The sequence below is a fragment of the Lacibacter sp. genome (assembly GCF_057361365.1).
In genome coordinates, this window is the sequence record NZ_JBMQSG010000007.1 from 205576 (window position 1) to 227407 (window position 21832).

General features: G+C 38.5%; 18 protein-coding genes, 2 tRNA genes and 1 pseudogene. 12 read left to right on the top strand and 9 right to left on the bottom strand.

From position 1 onward, the window contains the following. Positions 1-234: 234 nt before the first annotated feature. Together ACO1QW_RS05650 and ACO1QW_RS05655 are read left to right on the top strand one after the other, a co-directional pair. Positions 235-1032 carry a hypothetical protein gene (locus ACO1QW_RS05650; protein WP_486256517.1) on the top strand — a complete coding sequence of 266 codons (798 nt, stop codon included), beginning with the start codon at positions 235-237 and terminating at the stop codon, positions 1030-1032. Positions 1033-1253: 221 nt separating this feature from the next. After that, entirely contained in the window at positions 1254-1832 is a 579-nt protein-coding gene (locus tag ACO1QW_RS05655; RefSeq protein WP_486256519.1) for a hypothetical protein, read from the top strand. A 135-nt stretch (positions 1833-1967) separates the two neighbouring features. Here the strand turns inward: ACO1QW_RS05655 and ACO1QW_RS05660 are convergent, their stop codons facing one another. Continuing rightward, entirely contained in the window at positions 1968-3524 is a 1557-nt protein-coding gene (locus ACO1QW_RS05660; RefSeq protein WP_486256521.1) for an RNA-directed DNA polymerase, read from the bottom strand. A 455-nt stretch (positions 3525-3979) separates the two neighbouring features. Here ACO1QW_RS05660 and ACO1QW_RS05665 point away from each other — a divergent pair, with 455 nt between their 5' ends. Next, positions 3980-5008, top strand: coding sequence for a HamA C-terminal domain-containing protein (locus ACO1QW_RS05665; protein ID WP_486256523.1), 1029 nt, complete (start codon positions 3980-3982; stop codon positions 5006-5008). Next, positions 5005-7575 carry a DEAD/DEAH box helicase gene (locus ACO1QW_RS05670; RefSeq protein ID WP_486256525.1) on the top strand — a complete coding sequence of 857 codons (2571 nt, stop codon included), beginning with the start codon at positions 5005-5007 and terminating at the stop codon, positions 7573-7575. Before ACO1QW_RS05665 ends, ACO1QW_RS05670 begins: the two co-directional genes overlap by 4 nt. Positions 7576-7727: 152 nt before the next feature. On the opposite strand, the pseudogene ACO1QW_RS05675 reads toward ACO1QW_RS05670, so the two are convergent. The 7 genes and pseudogenes from ACO1QW_RS05675 to ACO1QW_RS05705 all read right to left on the bottom strand — a co-directional run bounded on the left by ACO1QW_RS05675 (position 7728) and on the right by ACO1QW_RS05705 (position 12494). Next, positions 7728-8255, bottom strand: a pseudogene (locus tag ACO1QW_RS05675) (ORF6N domain-containing protein). Between the two features lie 4 nt (positions 8256-8259). Continuing rightward, complete coding sequence (locus ACO1QW_RS05680) at positions 8260-9507, bottom strand: tyrosine-type recombinase/integrase (protein WP_486256527.1); 1248 nt, start codon at positions 9505-9507, stop codon at positions 8260-8262. A 213-nt stretch (positions 9508-9720) separates the two neighbouring features. Then, a tRNA-Asn gene (locus ACO1QW_RS05685) sits at positions 9721-9794 on the bottom strand. Between the two features lie 71 nt (positions 9795-9865). Further along, complete coding sequence (locus ACO1QW_RS05690) at positions 9866-10228, bottom strand: Rieske (2Fe-2S) protein (protein ID WP_486256528.1); 363 nt, start codon at positions 10226-10228, stop codon at positions 9866-9868. Beyond that, positions 10228-11418 (bottom strand): GTPase HflX, encoded by a 1191-nt coding sequence (gene hflX / locus ACO1QW_RS05695; protein ID WP_486256530.1) that lies wholly within the window; start codon positions 11416-11418, stop codon positions 10228-10230. The genes ACO1QW_RS05690 and hflX overlap by 1 nt, the downstream gene beginning before the upstream one ends. Before the next feature lie 108 nt (positions 11419-11526). Continuing rightward, the gene (locus tag ACO1QW_RS05700; protein WP_486256532.1) at positions 11527-12270 is read right to left on the bottom strand and encodes an outer membrane beta-barrel protein; all 744 of its coding nucleotides are present in this window, start codon (positions 12268-12270) and stop codon (positions 11527-11529) included. A 150-nt stretch (positions 12271-12420) separates the two neighbouring features. Next, a tRNA-Ile gene (locus tag ACO1QW_RS05705) sits at positions 12421-12494 on the bottom strand. 136 nt (positions 12495-12630) lie between these two features. On the opposite strand from ACO1QW_RS05705, the gene ACO1QW_RS05710 reads away from it, so the two are divergent. Beyond that, entirely contained in the window at positions 12631-13245 is a 615-nt protein-coding gene (locus tag ACO1QW_RS05710) for an HAD family hydrolase (RefSeq protein WP_486256534.1), read from the top strand. Positions 13246-13323: 78 nt separating this feature from the next. Here ACO1QW_RS05710 and ACO1QW_RS05715 read toward each other — a convergent pair whose 3' ends face one another. Further along, complete coding sequence (locus ACO1QW_RS05715; RefSeq protein ID WP_486256536.1) at positions 13324-13563, bottom strand: hypothetical protein; 240 nt, start codon at positions 13561-13563, stop codon at positions 13324-13326. Positions 13564-13738: 175 nt separating this feature from the next. Here ACO1QW_RS05715 and ACO1QW_RS05720 point away from each other — a divergent pair, with 175 nt between their 5' ends. The 7 genes from ACO1QW_RS05720 to ACO1QW_RS05750 all read left to right on the top strand — a co-directional run bounded on the left by ACO1QW_RS05720 (position 13739) and on the right by ACO1QW_RS05750 (position 21795). Then, positions 13739-14212: an LSm family protein gene (locus ACO1QW_RS05720; RefSeq protein WP_486256538.1), complete on the top strand. Its 474-nt coding sequence runs from the start codon at positions 13739-13741 to the stop codon at positions 14210-14212. A gap of 50 nt (positions 14213-14262) precedes the next feature. Further along, complete coding sequence (gene nusA / locus ACO1QW_RS05725) at positions 14263-15510, top strand: transcription termination factor NusA (RefSeq protein ID WP_486256540.1); 1248 nt, start codon at positions 14263-14265, stop codon at positions 15508-15510. Between the two features lie 86 nt (positions 15511-15596). Further along, positions 15597-18479 (top strand): translation initiation factor IF-2, encoded by a 2883-nt coding sequence (gene infB, locus ACO1QW_RS05730; protein WP_486256542.1) that lies wholly within the window; start codon positions 15597-15599, stop codon positions 18477-18479. Positions 18480-18566: 87 nt separating this feature from the next. Continuing rightward, positions 18567-19922, top strand: coding sequence for a peptidylprolyl isomerase (locus tag ACO1QW_RS05735; protein ID WP_486256544.1), 1356 nt, complete (start codon positions 18567-18569; stop codon positions 19920-19922). A gap of 82 nt (positions 19923-20004) precedes the next feature. After that, positions 20005-20463: a MarR family winged helix-turn-helix transcriptional regulator gene (locus ACO1QW_RS05740; protein ID WP_486256545.1), complete on the top strand. Its 459-nt coding sequence runs from the start codon at positions 20005-20007 to the stop codon at positions 20461-20463. Positions 20464-20514: 51 nt separating this feature from the next. After that, positions 20515-21228 (top strand): pirin family protein, encoded by a 714-nt coding sequence (locus ACO1QW_RS05745; protein ID WP_486256548.1) that lies wholly within the window; start codon positions 20515-20517, stop codon positions 21226-21228. Positions 21229-21273: 45 nt separating this feature from the next. Continuing rightward, positions 21274-21795, top strand: coding sequence for a YceI family protein (locus ACO1QW_RS05750; RefSeq protein WP_486256550.1), 522 nt, complete (start codon positions 21274-21276; stop codon positions 21793-21795). Positions 21796-21832 lie beyond the last annotated feature (37 nt).

Genomic DNA, 21832 nt, shown 5'->3' on the forward strand with positions numbered 1-21832 from the left:
TTATTTGAAAAGTATCGGTTCGTCATTTAGCAACCTATAAAACCTTTTTGATACCATGGGACAAGACGTAGGTTAAATATGAGCTTTAATGCCCATAGAGATTCAATTTTTAAAGAGTCTAAGAAATATATCAAGAGCTCATTTGTGTCAGACTCTTAATATTTTAAAAAGAAAAAGAATTATCAACTCAAATAAGAACCAAGAAGTATTTTACTAAAAGGTAAAAGCTAAATAATGACAGATCCGTTGAAAGTTACATTTGATAAAAATGTTTATGAATTTGTAGTTGATCCCGATAAGGAAATAGCTATACCGGACAATCAGAGAGCTGCTTTACGATTCATACACAAACACATATTAAAGGGAACTATCCTTCCGTTTATATCCGAAACATGCCTTACTTATGAAGCCGTAACGAAAAAAGAACGCCTTGTAGTGCTGGCACATGCACGACCAATATTAGTAAAATCAGAAGGCACGTATGTAACTGTAGGGTCTAATCCTGATATTTTTCCTGGTAACCACATTAAGGATGATATTTATCTAAATGGAGCAATTGATTTAGGATTTAAAATATTGCCCGGTAAGAGATTTGGTAAACTAATCAATCCTCTTATCAAGACTGAATGGTATTATTATCTCGACGAAGATTATTTTGAAACATCTGAACGGTTTGGAGAAATTTCTGATGTTATTGAAGAAATGGGCGGCGGTTATACTCAATATATGAATCTGATAACAACATTGGAAAATAAACATCTTAACAGCAACGATAAACTGAGGTCGTTTAAAGGAAATATTAAGCATCTGAGTGCTGCGATTGCCGAATGGAGCGATGGCGACTATGCGGCCTTGCATATTGCTTATGGGCTTGATTATTTTTGTACTAATGATGAAGGTAAGAATGCCAGACCTAATTCTACGCTGGGTCAAACAATCTATAAAGAGTTAAATCGGCAATTTGGATTTAATAAGGTTAGCCCGGAAGAATTGGTCGAAATTTTTCACAATGAAATCAACATACTTATTTAAATATTGTTTCGACAATTTAATGCAGCCAGTCTGAAAACAATTATAGGACTCTAAACTTTTGGATGAAATAAAGGCATCAAATCATAAATCCAATTTTAATTTAAGGGAGTAAAATGCATTAGTTGTTTCTCGTGATGCATGACAAGAAGGGATGTTTTATAGGCAATTACAAATGATTTAAAGAGAATGATTCGGTAATTTTGATCCTATACATTCAAAAATTGGAAATTATGAAAGAGGAAACCCCTGAAATGGAATGTGTTGAAGTAAGCGGCTTTGAAGAACAAATGCTGTATATGCAAAAGATGAGTGAAATGCAGCGCACGCATAACACGCTTGCAAAAGATATGGAAACACTTGTTGCCATTGCAAAAGAGCAAGCTAGCGATAATGAACGCATTCAACCATTAATCAGGGCGTGTATAAAGGAATTTTTCAGTCTAGTGGAAGCAGATATTTTTCTTATCAACCAGTTCAATCCTTATCCTAATTATAAGGAGCGTGATGATCTTGGAAGGAAATTCAAAAAGACGTATCGTCACCATGCAAGGACATTCAAAAAGGAAGATGTGCAGAAAGCCTATCAAAGCAGGTTTTATGGAATGTTTTATGCCCTTAAAGAGAAGCGCGATGAATTTATGCATCCAAAAGGTCGAACCAGTATTAGTGTGACAACCGATGACCTGAATACCGTTAATTTGGTTTACGAAACATACCGAAAGTTTGTAGTTACTTTGATGACTAATGTTGGAGTGAGCTTTAAAGTTCCGGCAGATCAATTTTTCGGCCGAACTTTTTAAACTTCAATAATAGGCGGGTTTCAGTGCCGATCCTGTGCTTCAATAAAAAAAGTGCGCCAACTGCACAGCCAAAAGTCAAGGCACCAGAACAACGAGCTATTCAAGTTTTTTCAAGAATATTAAAGATCAGAAAAACTACTGGGAATTTCCCCACTTGATAATGGTGTGTTCTAGGATATCCGACTGAGATAAAGAGGGTTTTATACCTTTATAAAAATATTCGCGTTCCTCACGTGGTAATTTGGAAGCGGCAATCAAATAGGCTCTTTTTGTCCAACTCTCAAATTTGGGATAATTCTCTTTTAAACTCCGTAACCATCCTTCAGAGTTGTAATGCATACTCGCCAATAGAATTTTGCGCTTAATATTTTCTGACACCTTTTGAAAGTCGTCTGTTAGCGTAGCAATATGATTAAGATGTTTATTGTATACAAAGAGATTGTATAATGTTATTTTATAAAACTCGTTAGAGTCTATCATCTCATCTTCAAGAATGTTCAAAGCCCATTCCCCAACGTCCTTCCAATCGCTTTTATAATTTTCTGCGCATGAATTGATATACAGACAAACATCATTTAACGCTGGAATTAATTTGTCAAAATGCTCTAAGGAAAAATCAACTGCATGTGGAATTCCTATTTGAGCCATGCGCCTGTACAACCACCTGAGTTTTTCATAATTCGGCGTCGATCCCAATAAATATTCTTCAAAAAGTGCGATGATATTCTCAGGAGTTAGTTTTGCCATATCCTCGTCGCTGATATCAGATAAGTTTATCTTACTGTAAGCATTGCCTCCAGAGTGTTTCCGAATGATGCTGATGATTTCCTCTTCATCATTGTACTCGATGTCATCCAGTAAATTTGTCTTACACAAATCGACAAACCCATCTTGTTCTAGTATTTGCGTTTTTGATTTTTGAAGTACCAACCTCTGTTCTTTGTCCAGAATCTCAGCAATTTGATTAAGTCGAATCCTAGCTTCCTTCTCGCTATTGCAAAACACAACAATATCATCTACGTATCTTTTGAACTCGATATCTCTGAATTGTAATTGGTTATCAAATGGAATTAAGGAAAGTTCAGCTATAAGGTGTGAAATGTGCGGGCCTATGGGAATACCTTTCGAGCTCCTCTGAGTGATTGAAACAATTAATTCTTTTATTCTTCTGCAAATGGGTGCCGGAATTCCGCATGTTTCCAGCTGGTTCTCGACAGTATGTAACGAGATCTGATTGTAAAAGTCAGAAATATCACAAACGACGATATGGGAGAAATCTTTTGCTTTATGCTTACAAGCTTCCCAAAAGGCTTCCCAAGCATTCGTGTTACTATATAATGTACCGTCGGCCTTAGGCTTAAAGCGATAGCTAAAAACAATATCCTGGTTTTCCTGAATTCGCTTTTGTTCAATAAAATTCCCGTACTCGAAAAAAATCGCACCCATTAAGATGCTATCTATCAGGTCTAGTTGTGTTGCATTACGGAATGATACATTGTCTTTCGGTACCAGGAAACGTCTGGATGATTTCCACTTATAATTGGTTATATCAATTTCTTTACAGAGGTCAATAACGTCTGCTTCGAAGGATTTAACAATCGAAAGCTCGAAGGGTCTTGGGAAAAGATCGTTGTCACTTTCTTTGAAAAGGTGGTTAATTGACCATTGTATCGAAGCGGGCGCTAACTTCATAACGATTTAAATTAAACTGATAAAGAGGAAGATAAGCTTTCCATACAAATTAAGTCCAACCCGCGGGATAACCATACCCAGTGTAGAAACTAGGAAAAGAACAGGATAGGTTTTATCCAGCAGACTATTAACCGAAGCAAATAAAAAGTGAGCTCTTTCAAGAGGTAAAAAGAAAGATGACGAATTCTCATTGCTTGAAAAGAACTAGGAGTTAAAGAGCCTCGATCCGACATTTACTTTCGTGAAGTGTTTCAAACTCCTTAAGTAACCCTGACGTTCACTTCAGCAACCGGTCTAATTCCGGCCCGATTGGCAGTCAGCCAGTCCGGGGCTACCGGATTATTTATCATGTGAGCCCTCTTGACATATTGGTAGAAATTACTCAAAAGTGTAATTCCCACTTAATCTAATAATTGTAGTATAAAATATCTAAATTTATTAGTAAATAGGAGTTTATGATAAATCTTACCTCACGAATATTTCTTCTAACTATTTGGTGTTTAACCTTTTTTTTTCGGCAAGAAAAAATCGGTAATTTGGGAGTTGATTTTTCAGATCAGCTTATTGAGAAAATGAAATTGACTCCTAGTATAGAAGAAGGTTTTCTGGATCTTTTTTACAACGATTTAGAATGCGAAATAGAGGGTACCAACTCTAAACTAAATTTGCAGATTTTGCGGATTGAGAATAATCAGTTTGTATATGATCCTTTAGTCAAGAAGTTATCTAATGCTGTAATCCATTATTCAATTTCAAAAAAACAATTCTCCGATTTTGAAAAAGATAAACGATACGGCGAATTGAATGCACTTGCTTTAAACAAATTCAGAGATTATAGCATCAATGATGGCGAAGCGGGGGAATTATTATTGTACTGTTTTTTGGAATCACATTTGAAGGCTCCAAAGATCCTGACCAAACTTGAAATCAAGACAGCAAGAAATGACTATGTCAAAGGGTCGGATGGTATTCACATGTTACAGATGGGACCTAAACAGTTTCAAATAATATTTGGCGAATCCAAGCTTGACGCCTCATTGACGACTTCAATTTCCGAGGCTTTTAAGTCAATTCACGATTTTATTACTAGGGATAAGGATAATATCTATCACGAAATGTCCCTCCTAGACTCCCAATTATGCAAGGAAGCTTTAGATGAAGAAATGTACCAATTTATCAAGTCTATTGTTTTTCCGACAGCAGATGGAAATGGAAGTAAAGAAAAGGATAATGCTTTTGGAATCTTTGCCGGCTTTGAAATCGGGTCAACTCCGGAAGAGTTAAAAATGAAAAACGATGAATATAGAACTATGGTCAGGCAAAGAATAAAAGAAGAAGTTCAGGGAAAATTAGCTCATATCCAGAAAAAGATTAAAGAGTATAATCTTTATAATTATACTTTCTATTTATATGTTTTTCCATTTATGAAGATTGCAGAAACCCGTAAAAAGATAATTCAAGACCTTACCCATCCAGTTAAATGATTGAACGGCTATCCCAGGAAGTAATGACTGATTCATATTTTAATCAGTTGTATTTAAAAGCGAACAAGCTTTTAGCAGGTATTGTATTTCACGAGAATGGAAACACTCCATATCTTACAAATAAAGAATTAAATGATCTACTAAGGTTCTCAGATATTCTATCCAACTCTAAAAATTCGCTTTCACGAAACAAGGCGTACACCATCATTACTTTATTGAATGGAGCTTATGCTGAAAATCCATACTATAGAACATTTTCTCATTCGGTATTAGCGAAGCTTGGCAATTTTCCTGGAATAGAATATTTAAAGAACAAAAATAACAATGCATCTGTTCTCCCATTTGATAGGGAAGTTGAAAAAACAGTAAAGGAATTTATTCAAGCGGTTCCGGACACAGACCAGGTATTTACAGACTCTCAATATGAATTGTATCAGAAAATAAGCGGCTCGAAGTTTTTTAGTTTTTCAGGACCAACTTCAATGGGGAAATCATTTATTATTAAGTCCTTTATTCGAAAGGCAATCAGTAACTCTCCACCTGAGAATATTGTCATACTGGTTCCTACCAGGGCTTTAATAAGTCAGTTTTCAATTGACTTGAATAAGGAATTGAGAATATTATTGGATCACTATCATTACAAAATTGTTACAAATTCAAGCATTGGTGATTCTCCATCTGATAAGCAGTTAAGATATCTTTTTGTTTTAACTCCGGAGAGATTTATAAGTTATTTGTCCAATAAACAGAATCCGCTAATTGGGTATCTATTTGTAGATGAAGCACACAAGCTTGCATCAGAGAACGATTCTAGGTCTATAACATCATATAATTCAATTTCCAAAGCAATAAGGATTAACCCGTCACTGAACTTATACTTCGCTGCCCCCAATATATCCAATCCAGAAATATTCCTTAAACTCTTTAAAAAAGATTGGAGCAAGTCATTCAGGACGTTGGAGTCGCCAGTGGGCCAAAATCTGTTTTTTCTAGACTTAATTAACAAAAAGGTAATTCATTATACCGATACTGAAACCTATGAGTTTCTGCCGTCAATGCTAAAAAAAGTAAATTCCCTTCCTGGTGTTATTAATAGTATCGGTGGTTCTGAGAATAACATTATTTATTGTAGTTCAAGAAGGAAGGCTGTTGAAAAATCATTGGAGTTTTATGAAGCTTCGAAGTATGATCAAATTGAGGTGTCGGGGAATGTGAAAAAGGCTATTCGGCAAATCAGGTCTTATATACACAAGGATTATTATCTGGCTACATTTTTGGAAAAAGGAATCGCATATCATTTTGGAAATCTGCCACAGTTAATTAGGAACAAGGTGGAAGCTTTATTTAAGGCCTCTGAAATTCACCACGTTTTCTGTACATCTACCCTATTAGAAGGGGTGAATTTGCCAGCAAAGAATATTTTCATTCTAAATAACAAAAACGGGCAAAGCGAATTTAAACCAATTGATTTTTGGAACCTGGCTGGGCGTGCTGGTAGATTGAAGTATGAATTGGCAGGAAATATTTTCTGCGTAAGAGAAGATCTGAAGGATTGGAAGAAAACGGAAGTATTGGAGAAAAATCAAGAAATAACATTGAAGCCTTCGATTGAAAATCATATTGACAAGAAGCTCAAGAAAATTGAACAGATATTAAGTGAGGCTTCGAACATCAGTTTTAATACTAAGGCGCTACAGGAAATTTTGGAGTATATCGCAAACATTATTTCCATTGATACCTTGGAGATAACCCGGTCAAATTATCAAAGTGAAATAATAAGGAAGCTAATTGCCGATAATAAAGAGAGTATAATAGAATTAGCTCAGAAAAAAAATAAGGATATTGAAATTCCAACATCTGTCTTAAATGCAAATCAATCGGTAAAAGTTGCAATTCAAAATTCTGTTTATCTGTATGCAAAAGCGAATGCAAAAGACCCGTCAATAAAACCTCCGTTGGAAATTAATTTTTCTACTTGCCATCTTTGGCTAAATAAACTGTACGACTTATTTCAATGGGGAACTTACGAGAGTCGGGATTTCAAGAACAGGGCGCAACTAGATTATTATGCAACGCTCATGAACCAATGGATAAATGGAACGCCTTTGAATCTCATTATTTCAAGATCTATTGACTATTATCATGATACCAAACGCGAAATTGTAATTGGATGGGACTTTGCAAATAAAGAAGTATTTAATAAGAACGATAAACAACATGTCAATATTTTAATTGGAGACATTATAGAGGATATAGAACATGTTCTCAGATTTGTTTTTGAAAAGTACTTCAATAATTATTATACTATCCTAGTGGAAGTATTAGGTGAGGAAAAAGCAGGTCAGAACTGGGCCGCTTTTTTAGAGTACGGTACCAGGAACCCCATTGTAATTGCATTGCAGAATTATGGACTTTCACGGCATACGGCAAATTATGTTTTCACGAAGCATCAGTCAAGTTTGAAAATCGAGGGGGGCAAGCTTTTAGGAATTGATTTAGAAAGATTAATGATAATGTTAAGCCCTGAAGACATTGAATACGATGAAATAATCTCCATTTTATTCTGATTATTGTGTCCTGCTTAATACAACTCTTGATTATAAATTAATGGATCCACGATTTTATCGCAGAACTTTTATTGTTTCCTTACCAAAGGGAGTTTTGCTAGCTCCTACTAAAGCCAGTATTGCGAAGTAATGGCTTGTTTGAGAACACTAAATTATTTCTGAAAGCCAATCCTTTGCCGATCCTCCCATTTTCTTTGCGCCGCTTTTTCGTTCAACAAATTTTCCATTGCGTCATAGATCTGGTTTAATTGAACGTCATGTTCACTTAATCGCTCCTTAATTTGTTTAAATTGCTCTCTTAAATCATTTTCGTAAACAAACACCCGCCTTATCTCAACAAATGCTCTCATAATCGCAATATTCATATTAATCGCTTTTTCGCTATTAAGTATGCCGCTGAGCATAGCGATACCTTGCTCTGTAAAAGCGTAGGGTAAGGTACTGAGCTTACGTTTGTGTTGGGATGAGGTCACAATTTGTGACCTCATGGGGTTCCATTCGCTTTCCGTAAGTTGAAACATAAAATCTTACGGAAATCTCTTAATATGCCGTTTGACAGCCTGATTTAGCGCCTTTGTGGGAACCTCATAAAGAGAAGCCAAGTCGTAATCTAGCATTACTCTTTCACCCCTGATTTCATAAATTTTGTTTTGAATACTTTGAATAATTTCCATAATCATTATATTAAATTGCTAGTTTTTCAAAATCAATACTTTTTGTTCCTTCAATAACTTCCAGCAGGCCAACCCTATAGTAGTTCTGAGTTGTTTGTTCCTTTTCATGTCCCATCATTTTTGAAAGAACCGGCCTATCAGCTCCGAAGCGTATCCACATTTGAGCATTTGTATGCCTGCCTGTTTTATTACTAAGTTTCCGAACAATGCCTGCTTTTTTTGCCAACAGTTTCAGATTACGGTTATAAGCTTGTATTTCTATAAAGACTGATTTCTTAAGTAATAAAGGATTCTCAGGGTTGTTGTCTCTGTATTTCTCAATGATGTTGGCAGCGTATGGAAACTTAAACAAAGGAATGATGGTAGGATTGTCATTCTTATCTCTTTCTCCGATAATGTAATGACCTTGTTCAATATCATTGAATAGTTGATCTTTCCGCAAGATTTGAAGGTCATTGTAATAAAACCCGGTGTAAACTTGAAACAGAAATAAATCTCTATCACGTTGAAGGCTTTTATCTTTTTCATCGAATGTTAAGTTCTTCAATCGTTGCACTTCTTCAACTTCCAAATGCTGTCCCTCTTTCTTTCTGGGAACACTGACAGTGATTTCTTCAAAGTAGTTTTCAACTTGAACTGGATCAAGAAAATGATCTTTTTTGGCTGCGTGTGTAAGTACTACTTTTAATTTATCCCAATAGGATTTGATAGTAGCTGGTTCCATCTTTCCTTTACGTCCCTTCAGATTTGCCAAATAGTTTTTGAAACGGGCGATCAGGGATTCATCAATTTGAGAAAAAGTTATTCTCTTTTGAAAGTTGTTCAAATGAAGAAGACAAGCTCTGTATTTTTCCCACGTTACTTCATCCAGATTGGCGGTTTCTGGTGGGTGCTTGATGTAGTTGCTGAAATAGTCATTAAAAACATTCCGTTCACCACGAAGCATCAATTCCTTTTCTATTGCATCAAACGTAACTGGTTTGTTCTGGGTATAATACCTTTTTGTCAGATCATTGAGTTTGGTAATTGTCTCGGCGATCTTGCAATTAATTTCAAAGTAGAATGGATGTGTATTCTTTACCCAATGGTTCTCTTTTCCCTGCCATTGTTCACAGGAAACTTTTGCAGGGAGTTTAATCGGGTAGTGTCGGGCCTGTTCGCCGGATAAATAGATTCTTAAATGAACGCCATGGAGACCGTTTAGGTTGATTGATTTCCGCCAATTGTATTTGACAGAAATAGTGGGGACTCTTATCATAAAACCTCGTTTTCATTACTACACATTTCAAGTTCATCCTCAAAATAACTAAAGTTTGAACCTGAAAATGTGTAATAAAAGTGAAATAAAAATGGCGGGAATTAACGGGTTTTAACGAGTATCAGAAAAATAGAAAAACCCACGAAAGCCTTAGCTGACGTGGGTTTGACTCGTTTTTACACTTTTTAAGACTTGTTGAAAAGTCCTGTTTAGCTCCCCCTTCAGGACTTGAACCTGAGACCCTCTGATTAACAGTCAGATGCTCTAACCAACTGAGCTAAGGAGGAATACTTCCCCTTTCGGGGTTGCAAAAATAGGGGATTTTGCTTTTTTGCTATCTATTTCTGCATAACTTTTTTTATTTAAAAAAACTGAAGAACGAATTCTCTTCCAGTCCAATGTAAATACCATCTTCTCTTGTTTCAATGGGATAGGTTTTTAAGTAATAACCTTCGCCACTTGAATTGCGGCCATTCTGCAAATTGAACTTGTAACGATGCAACGGACAAACAATATTTCCCAAAGGATCAAGATAACCACCGGCCAGGTGACCACCCGCATGCGGACATTTATGTGTGCAGGCCAGCACCTGTTCTCCATGTTTAGCAATACAAATGGTTTTGCCTTTTACAACTATCTCACACAAATCATTCTCCTGCCAAAAAAAATCGTTGACTGCTTCTCCTATCTTCACCCAATTGTATTTTTTTTCAGCGGCCATTAATACAAGAATTCAGTTTTGTAAGGATAACGGATTTTGTAGTTGATGCGCACCTGCTCCAAAATACGATCACGCAATTCAGCAATATTTCGTTTTTCAATGGCTGAAATAAATACGCAGTTGCCCTGGGTATCATTTTCCCAACGTTCTTTTAGTTCCTGTAAAATGGTTGCCTTAATATCTTCGCCAAGCCATTCATCGAAATGGCGCTCTTCATACAAATCCATTTTATTGAAGATGGTGATAACTGGCTTGTCGTGGCATTTTAAATCCTGAAGCGTTTTGTTCACTACGTTGATCTGCTCCTCGTATTGCGGATGCGAAATATCAACCACGTGAAGCAACACATCACTTTCTCTTACCTCATCCAATGTGCTTTTAAAACTTTCAACGAGATGGTGTGGCAACTTGCGGATAAAACCCACTGTATCACTCAATAAAAAAGGCGTGTTTTCAAACACCACTTTACTTGTGGTAGTATCAAGTGTGGCAAACAATTTATTTTCTGCAAACACATCACGCTTGCTGAGAATATTCATGAGTGTACTCTTGCCCACGTTCGTATAACCAACCAGTGCCACACGAATAAACTCACCACGATCTTTTCGTTGAGTGAAAGCCTGCTTATCAATTTCAGCCAAACGTTTACGCAGTAACGATATCTTATCTTTCACAATACGACGGTCAGTTTCAATTTCTGTTTCACCAGGGCCTCTTGTACCCACACCGCCACCTTGTCGTTCAAGGTGTTTCCACATACCTTTTAAGCGGGGTAAAATATATTGATATTGGGCCAGCTCCACTTGTGTTTTGGCTTGTGCAGTTTTTGCACGGCGGGCAAAAATATCGAGGATCAAATCACTTCGGTCGATAGTATAAATGCCCACTTCCTTTTCAATGTTCATGATCTGTGCACCGGTAAGCTCATCATCAAAAATCACGAGAGTGATATCCTGGTTCTGCACATAGGTTTTAATCTCTTCCAGCTTACCTTTCCCAACAAATGTTTTACTGTCGGGCCGCTGTAGTTTTTGCATAAACCTTTTAATGGTTATGGCACCGGCGGTTTCGGCAAGAAATGCCAATTCATCCATGTACTCCTGCACCTGCAATTCAGTTTGTCCTTTTTGCACTACGCCCACAATAATGGCCCGTTCTTCCTGTTGTATTTCCTGTTTACGATCTATCACTTTATTAAAAATTCAGGGGTCAAAGGTAATTGAACTTCCTTGCCCGATGAGAAAAGAAAAAGCGTGACGATGTTCGCCACGCTTGTAAAAATTTCTATACAGAAAGGATTATAAACCGGTAAGAGTAAGACCAACAACCAAAGGTCTGATCTGGTTAGGGCCTTGTCCTTCTTTAATAAAATCATTCACCTGGTATTGTCCGAAAATGGCGAAGTTGCCCATCCCGATTCTTGCAGTTGCTGCAAGGCGTAAAGAATTAAAATGCTTCTTGTCTTTTTCCTTCAACACATATGCAGTATTACCGTTGCCATCAGTTGTAAATCTTGTTCTGTCATTCGCACTGATGAGCGTACCCACTTTTACACCCACTGCAAATTTTAAACTCTTATTAGGTTGAGTAGGATCAACCATAAAACGCAATTCAACCGGCGCTTCAAGGTAAGCAGTTGCAAGTTTCATTGATTTGTATTTGTTCAATGTATCCTTGCCGGTATGTTTGGCAAACTGGAATGAATTGCTATTAATGATATTAAGGTTGCGACCTGCATTCTTATCGAAATACATATTATCGGCACCAACACCTGCACCTAACCCCACGCTAAAACGAGGATCGGTCTTAAAGGGAAAATCAAATGAAAAGTAAGCATTTACTGATCTGGCAAAACCCTTAGTGGCAATGCTATCAGGCTTTTGCAGCCAGTTAAGATAACCTATTTGAAAAATGAGATGATCTTTAGGGCGGTTGCCGAGGCTAACTTTCGACCAGTCTTTCTTTTTCTTCTTCTCTGTTTCCTGTGCCGTTACTGAAAAAGCAGTTGCAAGGAGGAGCGTAAACAGTATTAGTTTCTTCATAATTTGTAAAGAGGCAAATGTATTTGCTTATCGGTTAAGCAAAGGTTAAAGCCATTTTTATAAAAAGTGCCGGAAGTTTAGTAAGGCGTGAAGTAGATGTCATCTTTCAAACAACTTCCCGCCTTCCGTCTTTCCGGCATTTGTTATTCGTGGATCCTGTAGGATTTGAACCTACGACCCTCTGATTATGAGTCAGATGCTCTAACCGTCTGAGCTAAGGATCCGGCCTTTTAGGCGGGGGCAAAGATAGAAAAATCGACGTATCGGGCTGCTATAATTTATCGGGATATTTTTTGGCGATGGAAAAGAAAGAATTGCTGCCTTTGAATTATCATTTGCAACAGTGCGTTTCTTTGCAATATGCAACAAACAAAAGCAATCATCTTCGATCTTGGCGGGGTATTATTAAATATCGATTTTAAGTTAACAGAAAAAGCGTTTCGGGAATTGGGGGTAGACAATTTTGCTGTTTTCTTTAACCAGTTTCATAGTAACGACCTGTTCAAAAGATTGGAAACCGGCATGGATGATCAATTGTTTTATGATGATTTGCGTACAGCAACCGGCTTATCGTTAACCAATGATCAGATCAGGGATGCGTGGAATGCATTGTTGCTCGATTATCGCACCGAAAGCTTAGCCATATTGCCTCAACTGAGAGAGAAATATAAGTTGTACCTGCTCAGTAATACTAATGAAATTCATTTGCGGGAATTCCAACGGAGATATGAAGTATTGAGTCCGGGGCAAGTGTTTGATGAATTGTTTGATGCTGCTTATTATTCGCACCGCATTGGTCACCGCAAACCAAATGCTTCGGCCTTCGAATACGTATTGCAAAAGCATGAATTAGCACCTGCTGAAACCATTTTTATCGACGATAGCATTAACAATATTGAAGCTGCCCAACAACTGGGCCTGCAAACAATTCATTTGTTGCCGGGTATGAAAGTGGAAGACTTGGGGTTGATATAAAATTTGTAATTCTTTTCAGCGTCAATCTCGACTATCGCTCGATTGACTTTTCGACCCTTCGACTTCGCTCAGGGCTCATTATTTCACTTCCTCAAACTCAATATAGTCACCTTCTTTTGGAGTGAGGGGTTGCTTTACTGGCTCGGGGCGTTGAGCGGCCCGTTGCTGCTGTTGCTGTTGTTCCTGCATGCGTGCCTGGAATTCATTCACCTTACTTTTCATATCCTTTGCCGCCCTGGTTACAGGAATAACAAACCTGAAAATAAAACGGAAAACAAAATAGATCAGCAATCCGTAGAGTAAATAACGTAGTAACATGATGCTGCAAAGATAAATTAAAGTAAAACGCTTTCTGTGAAGATTCCCCTAAAGCTTGCAGCCCTACTAACTGCTAAAAAAATTTTTCCATTACCCTGTATTCTCTTACTTTTGCGGCTGGATTAAAGAAACAGTGGAAGGGAACGGAAAACGTTCCCTTCTTTATTTTCCTTACATGAACATAGAACAGAAAGCAGAAAGCATCAGGAAGATGATGGAGGAAGTGATCAGCAGCGATCCTGATTGTTTCCTTGTGGATTTAAAATTAAAAACCGGCAATAATATCCAGGTATTGTTAGATGCTGATGCCGGGTTACCCATTAGTCGTTGTATTCAGTATAACCGGGCCCTTTACAAACGAATTGAAGAAGCAGCTCTTTTTAATGAAGGCGATTTTGCGTTGGAAGTTTCTTCTCCAGGTTTGGAAGAACCGTTGAAACTTACAAGACAGTACACGAAGAACATTGGCCGGCAAGTTGAAGTGATCATGAAGGATGGCCGCAAATTGGAGGGCAAATTACTGGCTGCAAATGAGCAGGAGGTAATGTTGGAAGAAATAAAGGGAAAAGGTAAAAAGCAGGAAGTAATTCAACACAACGTTGTTTATTCAGATATAAAATCAACTAAAATTCAAATAGTATTTAACTGATAATGGTTGCGGTCCATTGTAAAACAACCGCAATTTTAAAAAACAGAGTTATGGCAAGTATCAATCTTATTGAGAGTTTCCAGGAGTTTAAGGATGCGGAAAATATCGACCGCCCCACGATGATGAAAGTGCTGGAAGATGTGTTCAAAACATTGCTTCGTAAGAAATATGGCAGTGATGACAACTTCGATGTGATCGTAAACACCGAGAAAGGTGATCTGGAGATCATGCGTCGTCGTACCATTGTTGAAGACGGGCAGGTAGAAGATCCTTTAGCTCAAATTGCATATAAAGATGCGGTGAAGATTGAACCCGATTATGAAGTGGGTGAAGAACTATATGAAGATGTTGATATTCATGATTTCGGCCGCCGTGCAATTCTTGCTGCCAAGCAAACATTGGCAAGCCGCATTGGTGATCTCAAGAAAAATGTACTTGTAAAAAAATATTCTGACCGTATTGGTGAAATCCTGAGTGCTGAAGTTTACCAGGTATGGAAGAAAGAAGTATTGTTATTGGATGAAGAAGGAAACGAATTATTGTTACCTAAAAGTGAACAGATTCCACAGGATTATTTCAAGAAAGGGGAGAACATTCGTGCAGTAATTAAGAAGGTGGAATTAAAAAATAATGCACCTGTGATTATTTTGTCAAGAACAAGTCCGCTGTTCCTTGCTAAATTGCTCGAAATTGAGGTGCCGGAGATCTTTGATGGTTTAATCGTTATCCGCAAAATTGTGCGTGAACCGGGTGAAAGAGCGAAAGTTGCAGTAGAAAGTTTCGATGATCGTATTGATCCTGTAGGCGCCTGTGTAGGTATGAAGGGTAGCCGTATTCATGGCATTGTTCGTGAATTGAAGAATGAAAATATTGATGTGATCAACTTCACAGCAAATATCAACCTCCTTATTCAACGTTCATTAACCCCTGCGAAAATAACCAGCATGGATATTGACCAGGATCGCAAACATGCAGAAGTTTACCTGAAGCCCGACCAGGTTTCTCTTGCCATTGGTAAGCGTGGTGTAAACATTAAACTTGCTTGTGAATTAACAGGCTTCGAAATTGATGTTTATCGTGATACAGAAGAAGAAACAAATGAGTTCGATATTGATCTGGATGAATTTACAGATGAAATTGAAGGTTGGGTAATTGATGAGCTGAAACGCATTGGTTGCGATACAGCCCGCAGTGTACTCGACTTAACCGCAGAGGAATTAGAACGCCGTACTGATCTTGAAAAAGAAACAATTGAAGAAGTACGTCGTGTATTGAAAGAAGAATTTGAAAAAGAGTAACTGTAAAAAGTTATTTAGAATAAGATTTATATAAACAATTAAACAAGATATTCCCTCGTACCGAGGTATGGCAAGGGAAGTTCATTATGTCAGAAAGTAATACACCACGTTTAATGGCCGCCGCCAAAGAATTTAATATCGGTAAAGACACCCTTATTGATTTTTTGGCCAACAAAGGCTTCAACAAAGACGATCTTAAGCCCACTGCAAAGCTTACGGAAGGAATGTACCGTGCGTTGCAGGCCGAATTTTCATCTGATAAACTGGCGAAAGCAAAGAGTGATCAGATCGAAATTCCTAAGGGCGGCATGTCTGATTTGAAGAAGAAAAAGGAAGAAGAAGATATCTCCATCAGAAAGGAAATAAAGAAGGTTGTAAAAGAAGAACCAAAAGTTGAAGAAGTAAAACCGGTAGAGCCACCGGTAGTGGTTGAACAACCTCCTGTTGTAGTTCCTGAACCGCCTAAAGTGGAAGAAGTGCAGCCGCAACCCGAACCTGAAGTAACAAAGGTGGAAGCACCTGAAGTAGAAGGTCCAAAGATTATTACCAAGATCGATCTAGATAAAATTGATTCTTCTACCAGGCCTAAGAAGACGATTGAAAAGAAGAAGAAAGAAGAACCGAAAGAAGAAGAACCGGTTAAAGAAGTGAAGGAAGAAGTTATTGCAGCAGCTCCGGTTGTTGCCAAAGAAGAAGTGGAAGAGGAAGCAGAGGAAGATGTAGTGATTGAAAACATCAAAGCTGAAAAACTGGAAGGTCCAAAGATTCTCGGTAAAATTGAGCTTCCTGTAAATCCTGATACCAGGCCCAAACCTGTAATTGATAAGGATAAAGAAAAGCGTAAGCGTAAACGTATCCCCATCGATAAAAAAGGCAGTCAACCTCCGCAAGGTGGTGGTCAGCAGCAAGGCCAGGGTGGGCATCAGCAAGGTGGTTTCCAAAATAGAGGGGGCCAGCAGCAGGGTGGTCAGCGCCGTGATGGTGGCGGAAGAGTGGGTCCTCCGCAACGTACAGGAAATCGTCCTGCAATCACCCGTCGTGAAGACAAAGTAATTGATGCAAAAGAAATCCAGGAAAAACTCCGTGAAACGCAAGCCAAACTTTCAGGCCAGGGTGGTCGTGGTAAGAGCTTAAAAGCAAAATACCGCAAACTCAAGCGTGATGAAATGGCTGATAATATGCAGGAGGGCGGAGAAGATAATAAACTACAGGTAACCGAATTTATCAGTGCGGCTGAATTGGCCAGCCTGATGGATGTATCGGCAACTGATGTAGTGGCAAAATGTTTCAGCCTTGGTATGATGGTGTCCATCAATCAGCGACTGGACGCAGAGTTGATTGAGTTGGTAGCTGGTGAATTTGGCTTTGAAGTTGAATTCATTGATATGGAGAAGCAGGCAGAAATGGAGGAGGAAGATGATGAAGATGATACAGACAGCCTGCAGCCACGTGCGCCAATTGTTACCATCATGGGTCACGTAGATCATGGTAAAACTTCACTGCTTGATTATATCCGTAACGCAAACGTAGTATCAGGCGAGGCCGGAGGTATTACGCAGCACATTGGTGCTTACGAAGTAACTAATGCCGAAGGTAAAAAAATCACCTTCCTTGATACACCGGGTCACGAAGCGTTTACAGCGATGCGTGCACGTGGTGCGAAAGTGACTGATATTTCTATTATCGTAGTTGCAGCAGACGATGCTGTGATGCCGCAAACAAAGGAAGCCATCAGCCACTCGCAGGCAGCAGGTGTACCTATGATCTTTGCAGTAAACAAGATCGATAAAGACGGAGCAAATCCGCAAAAGATATACGAGCAGTTATCACAAATGAATATTCTTGTAGAAGAGTGGGGTGGTAAATACCAAAGCCAGGAACTCTCTGCTAAAAAAGGATTGAATGTAGATAAGCTCCTCGAAAAAATATTATTGGAAGCTGAGTTGCTTGAACTGAAAGCTAATCCTGAACGTGAAGCAACAGGTTCAATTATTGAAGCATCGTTGGATAAAGGCCGTGGTTACGTTGCAACTATTCTTGTACAGAATGGCACACTTTCGCAAGGCGACCTCATCGTATCTGGTCAATATTACGGACGTATCAAAGCGATGTTTAACGAACGCAATCAACGTATCGACAAAGCTGGTCCTTCAACACCTGTTCAAATTCTTGGTTTGAATGGTGCACCACAGGCGGGTGAGAAATTTAAAGTGTATGAAGATGAAGGTGAAGCAAAAGATATTGCAAACCGTCGTGCACAGATCCTGCGTGAACAAGGTATAAGAACTAAGAAACATATCACGCTCGATGAAATTGGTCGTCGTTTGGCATTGGGTAACTTTAAAGAACTTAACCTCATCATCAAAGGTGACGTGGATGGTTCCGTAGAAGCCCTCACCGATTCATTGCAGAAACTTTCTACTGAAGAAATTGCGGTGAACGTGGTTCACAAAGCAGTTGGTCAGATATCTGAGGCCGATGTTACATTGGCAAGCGCATCTGATGCCATTCTTATCGGCTTTAACGTTCGTCCTTCTTTACAGGCAAGTCGCTTGGCTGAACAGGAAGGTGTGGAGATCAAGAACTACTCCATCATCTATAACGCAATTGAAGAAGTGAAGAGTGCGATGGAAGGTCTACTTGAACCGAAGATCACAGAGAAAGAAGTTGCTACAGTTGAAATTCGTGAAGTGTACAAGTTTGATAAGGCCACTGTTGCAGGTTGTTATGTGCTTGAAGGAAAAATGAAGCGTGATGCGAAGATCCGTTTGTTCCGTGATGGTGTATTGGTGTACCCACGTACAGAAGGTGGCTTTGCTGAACTCGGTAGCTTGAAACGTTTCAAAGACGATGCAAAAGAAGTAGCATCGAATATGGAATGTGGTTTAACAATCAAGAATTTCGCAGATCTGAACGTAGGCGACACCATTGTTGCCTTTGAAGAAGAAGAAGTGAAACGTACATTATAAGCTGCAAAGCATAGAAACTGTTAAAACAAAGATGGCCGTGCTGGAAAGACGGCCATCTCTATTACTTTTGATCCTCATCTTTTAAGAATGAAGAAATTATTTACTGTAATTGCATTGTTGGCCGTTGTGTTTATACAGGCACAAACAAAGAAAATTGTTGCTGATAAAATTATTGGTGTTGTTGGCGATCGTATTATGCTGAAGTCGGATATCGACAACCAGATTAACGATGCCAAGAGTAAAGATTATGAATTACCACCCGATGCTCATTGTTACCTGGCGCAACAGCTCATTATTAATAAGATGTTAGCCATACAAGCCGAAAAAGATTCGCTTCCTATTAGTGATGAGGAAATTGAAGCTGATGTTGATAATCGTATCCGTTATTTTGTTCAGCAATATGGTTCAAAAGAAGTGATTGAGCAGATCACAGGTAAAACCATTTACCAGTTTCGTGAGGAAATGCGTGAGCCAATCAAAGAAAGCAAACTGGCTACGGCCATGCGCAACAAAATTGTTGAAAATGTAAAGATCACTCCTACAGAAGTAAGAGCATTCTTCAATAAAATTCCAAAAGACAGTCTTGCATTTTACGAAACAGAATTAGAGATTGGAGAGATCGTTGTTTATCCAAAAGCTGGTCGTGAAATGGAAGAATACGCACAGGAAGAGTTAAAGGAATTTAAGCGCCAGGTAGAGGCAGGCACTAAAAAAATGGAATTCCTTGCATCGCAGTATAGTGAAGATCCTGCTGCAAAAGAAAATGCAGGTTTATATGTACTGAACAGAAATGACAACCAGTGGGATCCTACCTTCTTTAATACTGCTATGAGCTTAAAAGAAGGACAAGTATCAAGAGTTATTAAATCGAAGTTTGGTTATCATATCATTCAATGTATTTCAAAGAATGGTGAAGAAGTAACTGTAAGACATATTTTGAAAATACCTCGTATCAACGAAACAGATATTAACGCTGCTATTAATAAGCTTGATACCGTGCGTTCAAAACTTATCGCTGGCACTATTAAGTTTGGCGAAGCAGTAAGCAAATATTCTGATGAAGAAAATTCAAAGTTTACTGCCGGTATGATGCGTGGTCGTGATGGTGCTTCCATTATCGCCATCGATGAATTGGATAAAGACATGGTGCCTTTATTAGAAAAACTGAAACCAGGTGATTATGCTCAACCTACTGCGTTCACCGACGCACAAGGTAAAAAAGGTGTACGTTTAATTTACCTCGTGAGCCGCACTGCACCTCACCGTGAGAATCTTGAAAACGATTACAGTAAAATTGCAGGTCGTGCGTTAGAGGAAAAGAAAGAAAAGGAATTGCTGAAATGGTTCACCAGGAATTCGAATACGTTCTATGTACAGATCGAAAACGAATATAAAAGCTGTGAAGCCATCAAAACCTTGCTTGGTAACACGGTAAAAAACTAAACGGATTGCGAAAAAAGGCCATTGCGTAAAATCAATGGCCTTTTTGTTTTGAAAATTACATGTATGTACATATATTTGCATAGTGAAACTGGAAAAAGCGATACAAAGTGTGAATTTTAAAGACGAAACCCACAAGGCAGGTTTAAATATCCTGTACACTGCCTGGTGGTTAAAGACATTGATGAGCAGGGAGCTGAAAGATTTTGGGTTAACGCATGAACAGTACAATGTTCTGAGGATTTTAAAGGGTAAATCGCCGGATGAAATGTGTGTGAAGGATATTGCAGGGCGAATGATTGAAAAAAGTTCAAACGTCCCGAGGATCATTGACAGGTTGGTATTAAAAAAGCTGGTGAAAAGGACTACTGATATGAACGATAAACGTCATACAGTGATGGCGCTCACAACAGCGGGTATTAATATTCTGGAATTGTGCACCCAGCGTATCAACAACGTATTTGAGCAAACAATTCAAATGGACAATGCATTAGCAGCACAGCTCAACGAACTGCTTGAGCAAATCAGGAAAAACGAAAGTTGATTTTTTTTATTCAAATACATGTACATACATGTAAAACAAAAAGGAGTTTTAATGAAAACGGTCTTACACAAAGCAACAACAAGAGGTCATGCAAATCACGGTTGGCTTAATAGCTACCACAGTTTCAGTTTTGCGGGATACTATAACCCCGAACGAATTCATTTCGGTGCGTTGCGTGTATTGAACGATGATTCAGTGGCAGCAGGCATGGGTTTCGGCACGCATCCTCATGATAACATGGAGATCATCTCCATCCCCTTGAGCGGTGACTTGAAACATAAGGACAGCATGGGGAATGAAGCAATTATCAAGCAAGGCGATATTCAGGTGATGAGTGCGGGAACGGGTATTTCTCATAGTGAAATGAATGCCAACAAGGATCAGGACGTAAAGTTTTTGCAGATATGGGTATTCCCGAATAAAAAGAATGTGCAGCCACGTTACGGGCAGATCACACTGGAGGAAGAAAAAATGAAAAACAATCTCCTCCAGGTGTTGAGCCCAAATGCAGATGATGAAGGGGTATGGATTCACCAGGATGCCTGGTTTAGCTTAGGAAACCTGGAAAAAGGATTTCATACTGAGTACAAACTGAAAGGAACAAACAGCGGAGTGTATGCATTTGTACTTGAAGGAGATGTAACTATTAACGGAGAAGTATTGAACGCACGGGATGGCCTTGGTGTCAGCGAAACAGATACACTCAGTATTAAAGCCGATACTGATGCAAGATTGCTTCTTATGGAAGTACCTATGTTAAACTAATAAGTAAACAAAAAATTAAACAATAATAATCTAAACACAAACAAAATGGCAACGTACAAAATTGATGCATCGCACAGCGACATTATCTTCAAAGTAAAACACCTGATGATCACAACGGTAACAGGTCAGTTCAAATCATTCGATGCAACATTAACAGCAGATGCAGAAGACTTCAGCGATGCAGCAGTAGAATTTACTGCCGACATCAATAGTGTTGACACACGCAGCGAACAACGTGATACGCATTTAAAAAGTGATGACTTTTTTGCAGCAGAGAAATATCCGCATTTAAAATTCAAATCAACTTCTTTCACCAAAAATGGTGGTGACTATATCGTAAAAGGTGACCTTACTATTCGTGATGTAACAAAACCAATTGAATTGAAAGCAGATTTCAATGGTGTGGTTGTTGATCCATGGGGACAAACAAAAGTCGGTTTTGAAGCAGAAGGAAAAATTAAGCGTAAAGAATTTGGATTAGGCTGGGATGCAGTAACTGAAGCTGGTGGTGTAGTTGTAAGTGATGAAGTGAAACTGCAATTCCACGTTCAGTTCGTGAAACAATAATCAAATCGGCTAACGCCGGTTTTTCAAAGCAATCGTA

Coding starts and splice junctions, on each gene's coding strand:
- ACO1QW_RS05650 (WP_486256517.1), top strand. CDS start 235: ATGACAGATCCGTTGAAAGTTACATTTGATAAAAATGTTTATGAATTT.
- ACO1QW_RS05660 (WP_486256521.1), bottom strand. CDS start 3,524: ATGAAGTTAGCGCCCGCTTCGATACAATGGTCAATTAACCACCTTTTC.
- ACO1QW_RS05665 (WP_486256523.1), top strand. CDS start 3,980: ATGATAAATCTTACCTCACGAATATTTCTTCTAACTATTTGGTGTTTA.
- ACO1QW_RS05670 (WP_486256525.1), top strand. CDS start 5,005: ATGATTGAACGGCTATCCCAGGAAGTAATGACTGATTCATATTTTAAT.
- ACO1QW_RS05680 (WP_486256527.1), bottom strand. CDS start 9,507: ATGATAAGAGTCCCCACTATTTCTGTCAAATACAATTGGCGGAAATCA.
- ACO1QW_RS05690 (WP_486256528.1), bottom strand. CDS start 10,228: ATGGCCGCTGAAAAAAAATACAATTGGGTGAAGATAGGAGAAGCAGTC.
- ACO1QW_RS05700 (WP_486256532.1), bottom strand. CDS start 12,270: ATGAAGAAACTAATACTGTTTACGCTCCTCCTTGCAACTGCTTTTTCA.
- ACO1QW_RS05710 (WP_486256534.1), top strand. CDS start 12,631: ATGCAACAAACAAAAGCAATCATCTTCGATCTTGGCGGGGTATTATTA.
- ACO1QW_RS05715 (WP_486256536.1), bottom strand. CDS start 13,563: ATGTTACTACGTTATTTACTCTACGGATTGCTGATCTATTTTGTTTTC.
- ACO1QW_RS05720 (WP_486256538.1), top strand. CDS start 13,739: ATGAACATAGAACAGAAAGCAGAAAGCATCAGGAAGATGATGGAGGAA.
- nusA (WP_486256540.1), top strand. CDS start 14,263: ATGGCAAGTATCAATCTTATTGAGAGTTTCCAGGAGTTTAAGGATGCG.
- infB (WP_486256542.1), top strand. CDS start 15,597: ATGTCAGAAAGTAATACACCACGTTTAATGGCCGCCGCCAAAGAATTT.
- ACO1QW_RS05735 (WP_486256544.1), top strand. CDS start 18,567: ATGAAGAAATTATTTACTGTAATTGCATTGTTGGCCGTTGTGTTTATA.
- ACO1QW_RS05745 (WP_486256548.1), top strand. CDS start 20,515: ATGAAAACGGTCTTACACAAAGCAACAACAAGAGGTCATGCAAATCAC.
- ACO1QW_RS05750 (WP_486256550.1), top strand. CDS start 21,274: ATGGCAACGTACAAAATTGATGCATCGCACAGCGACATTATCTTCAAA.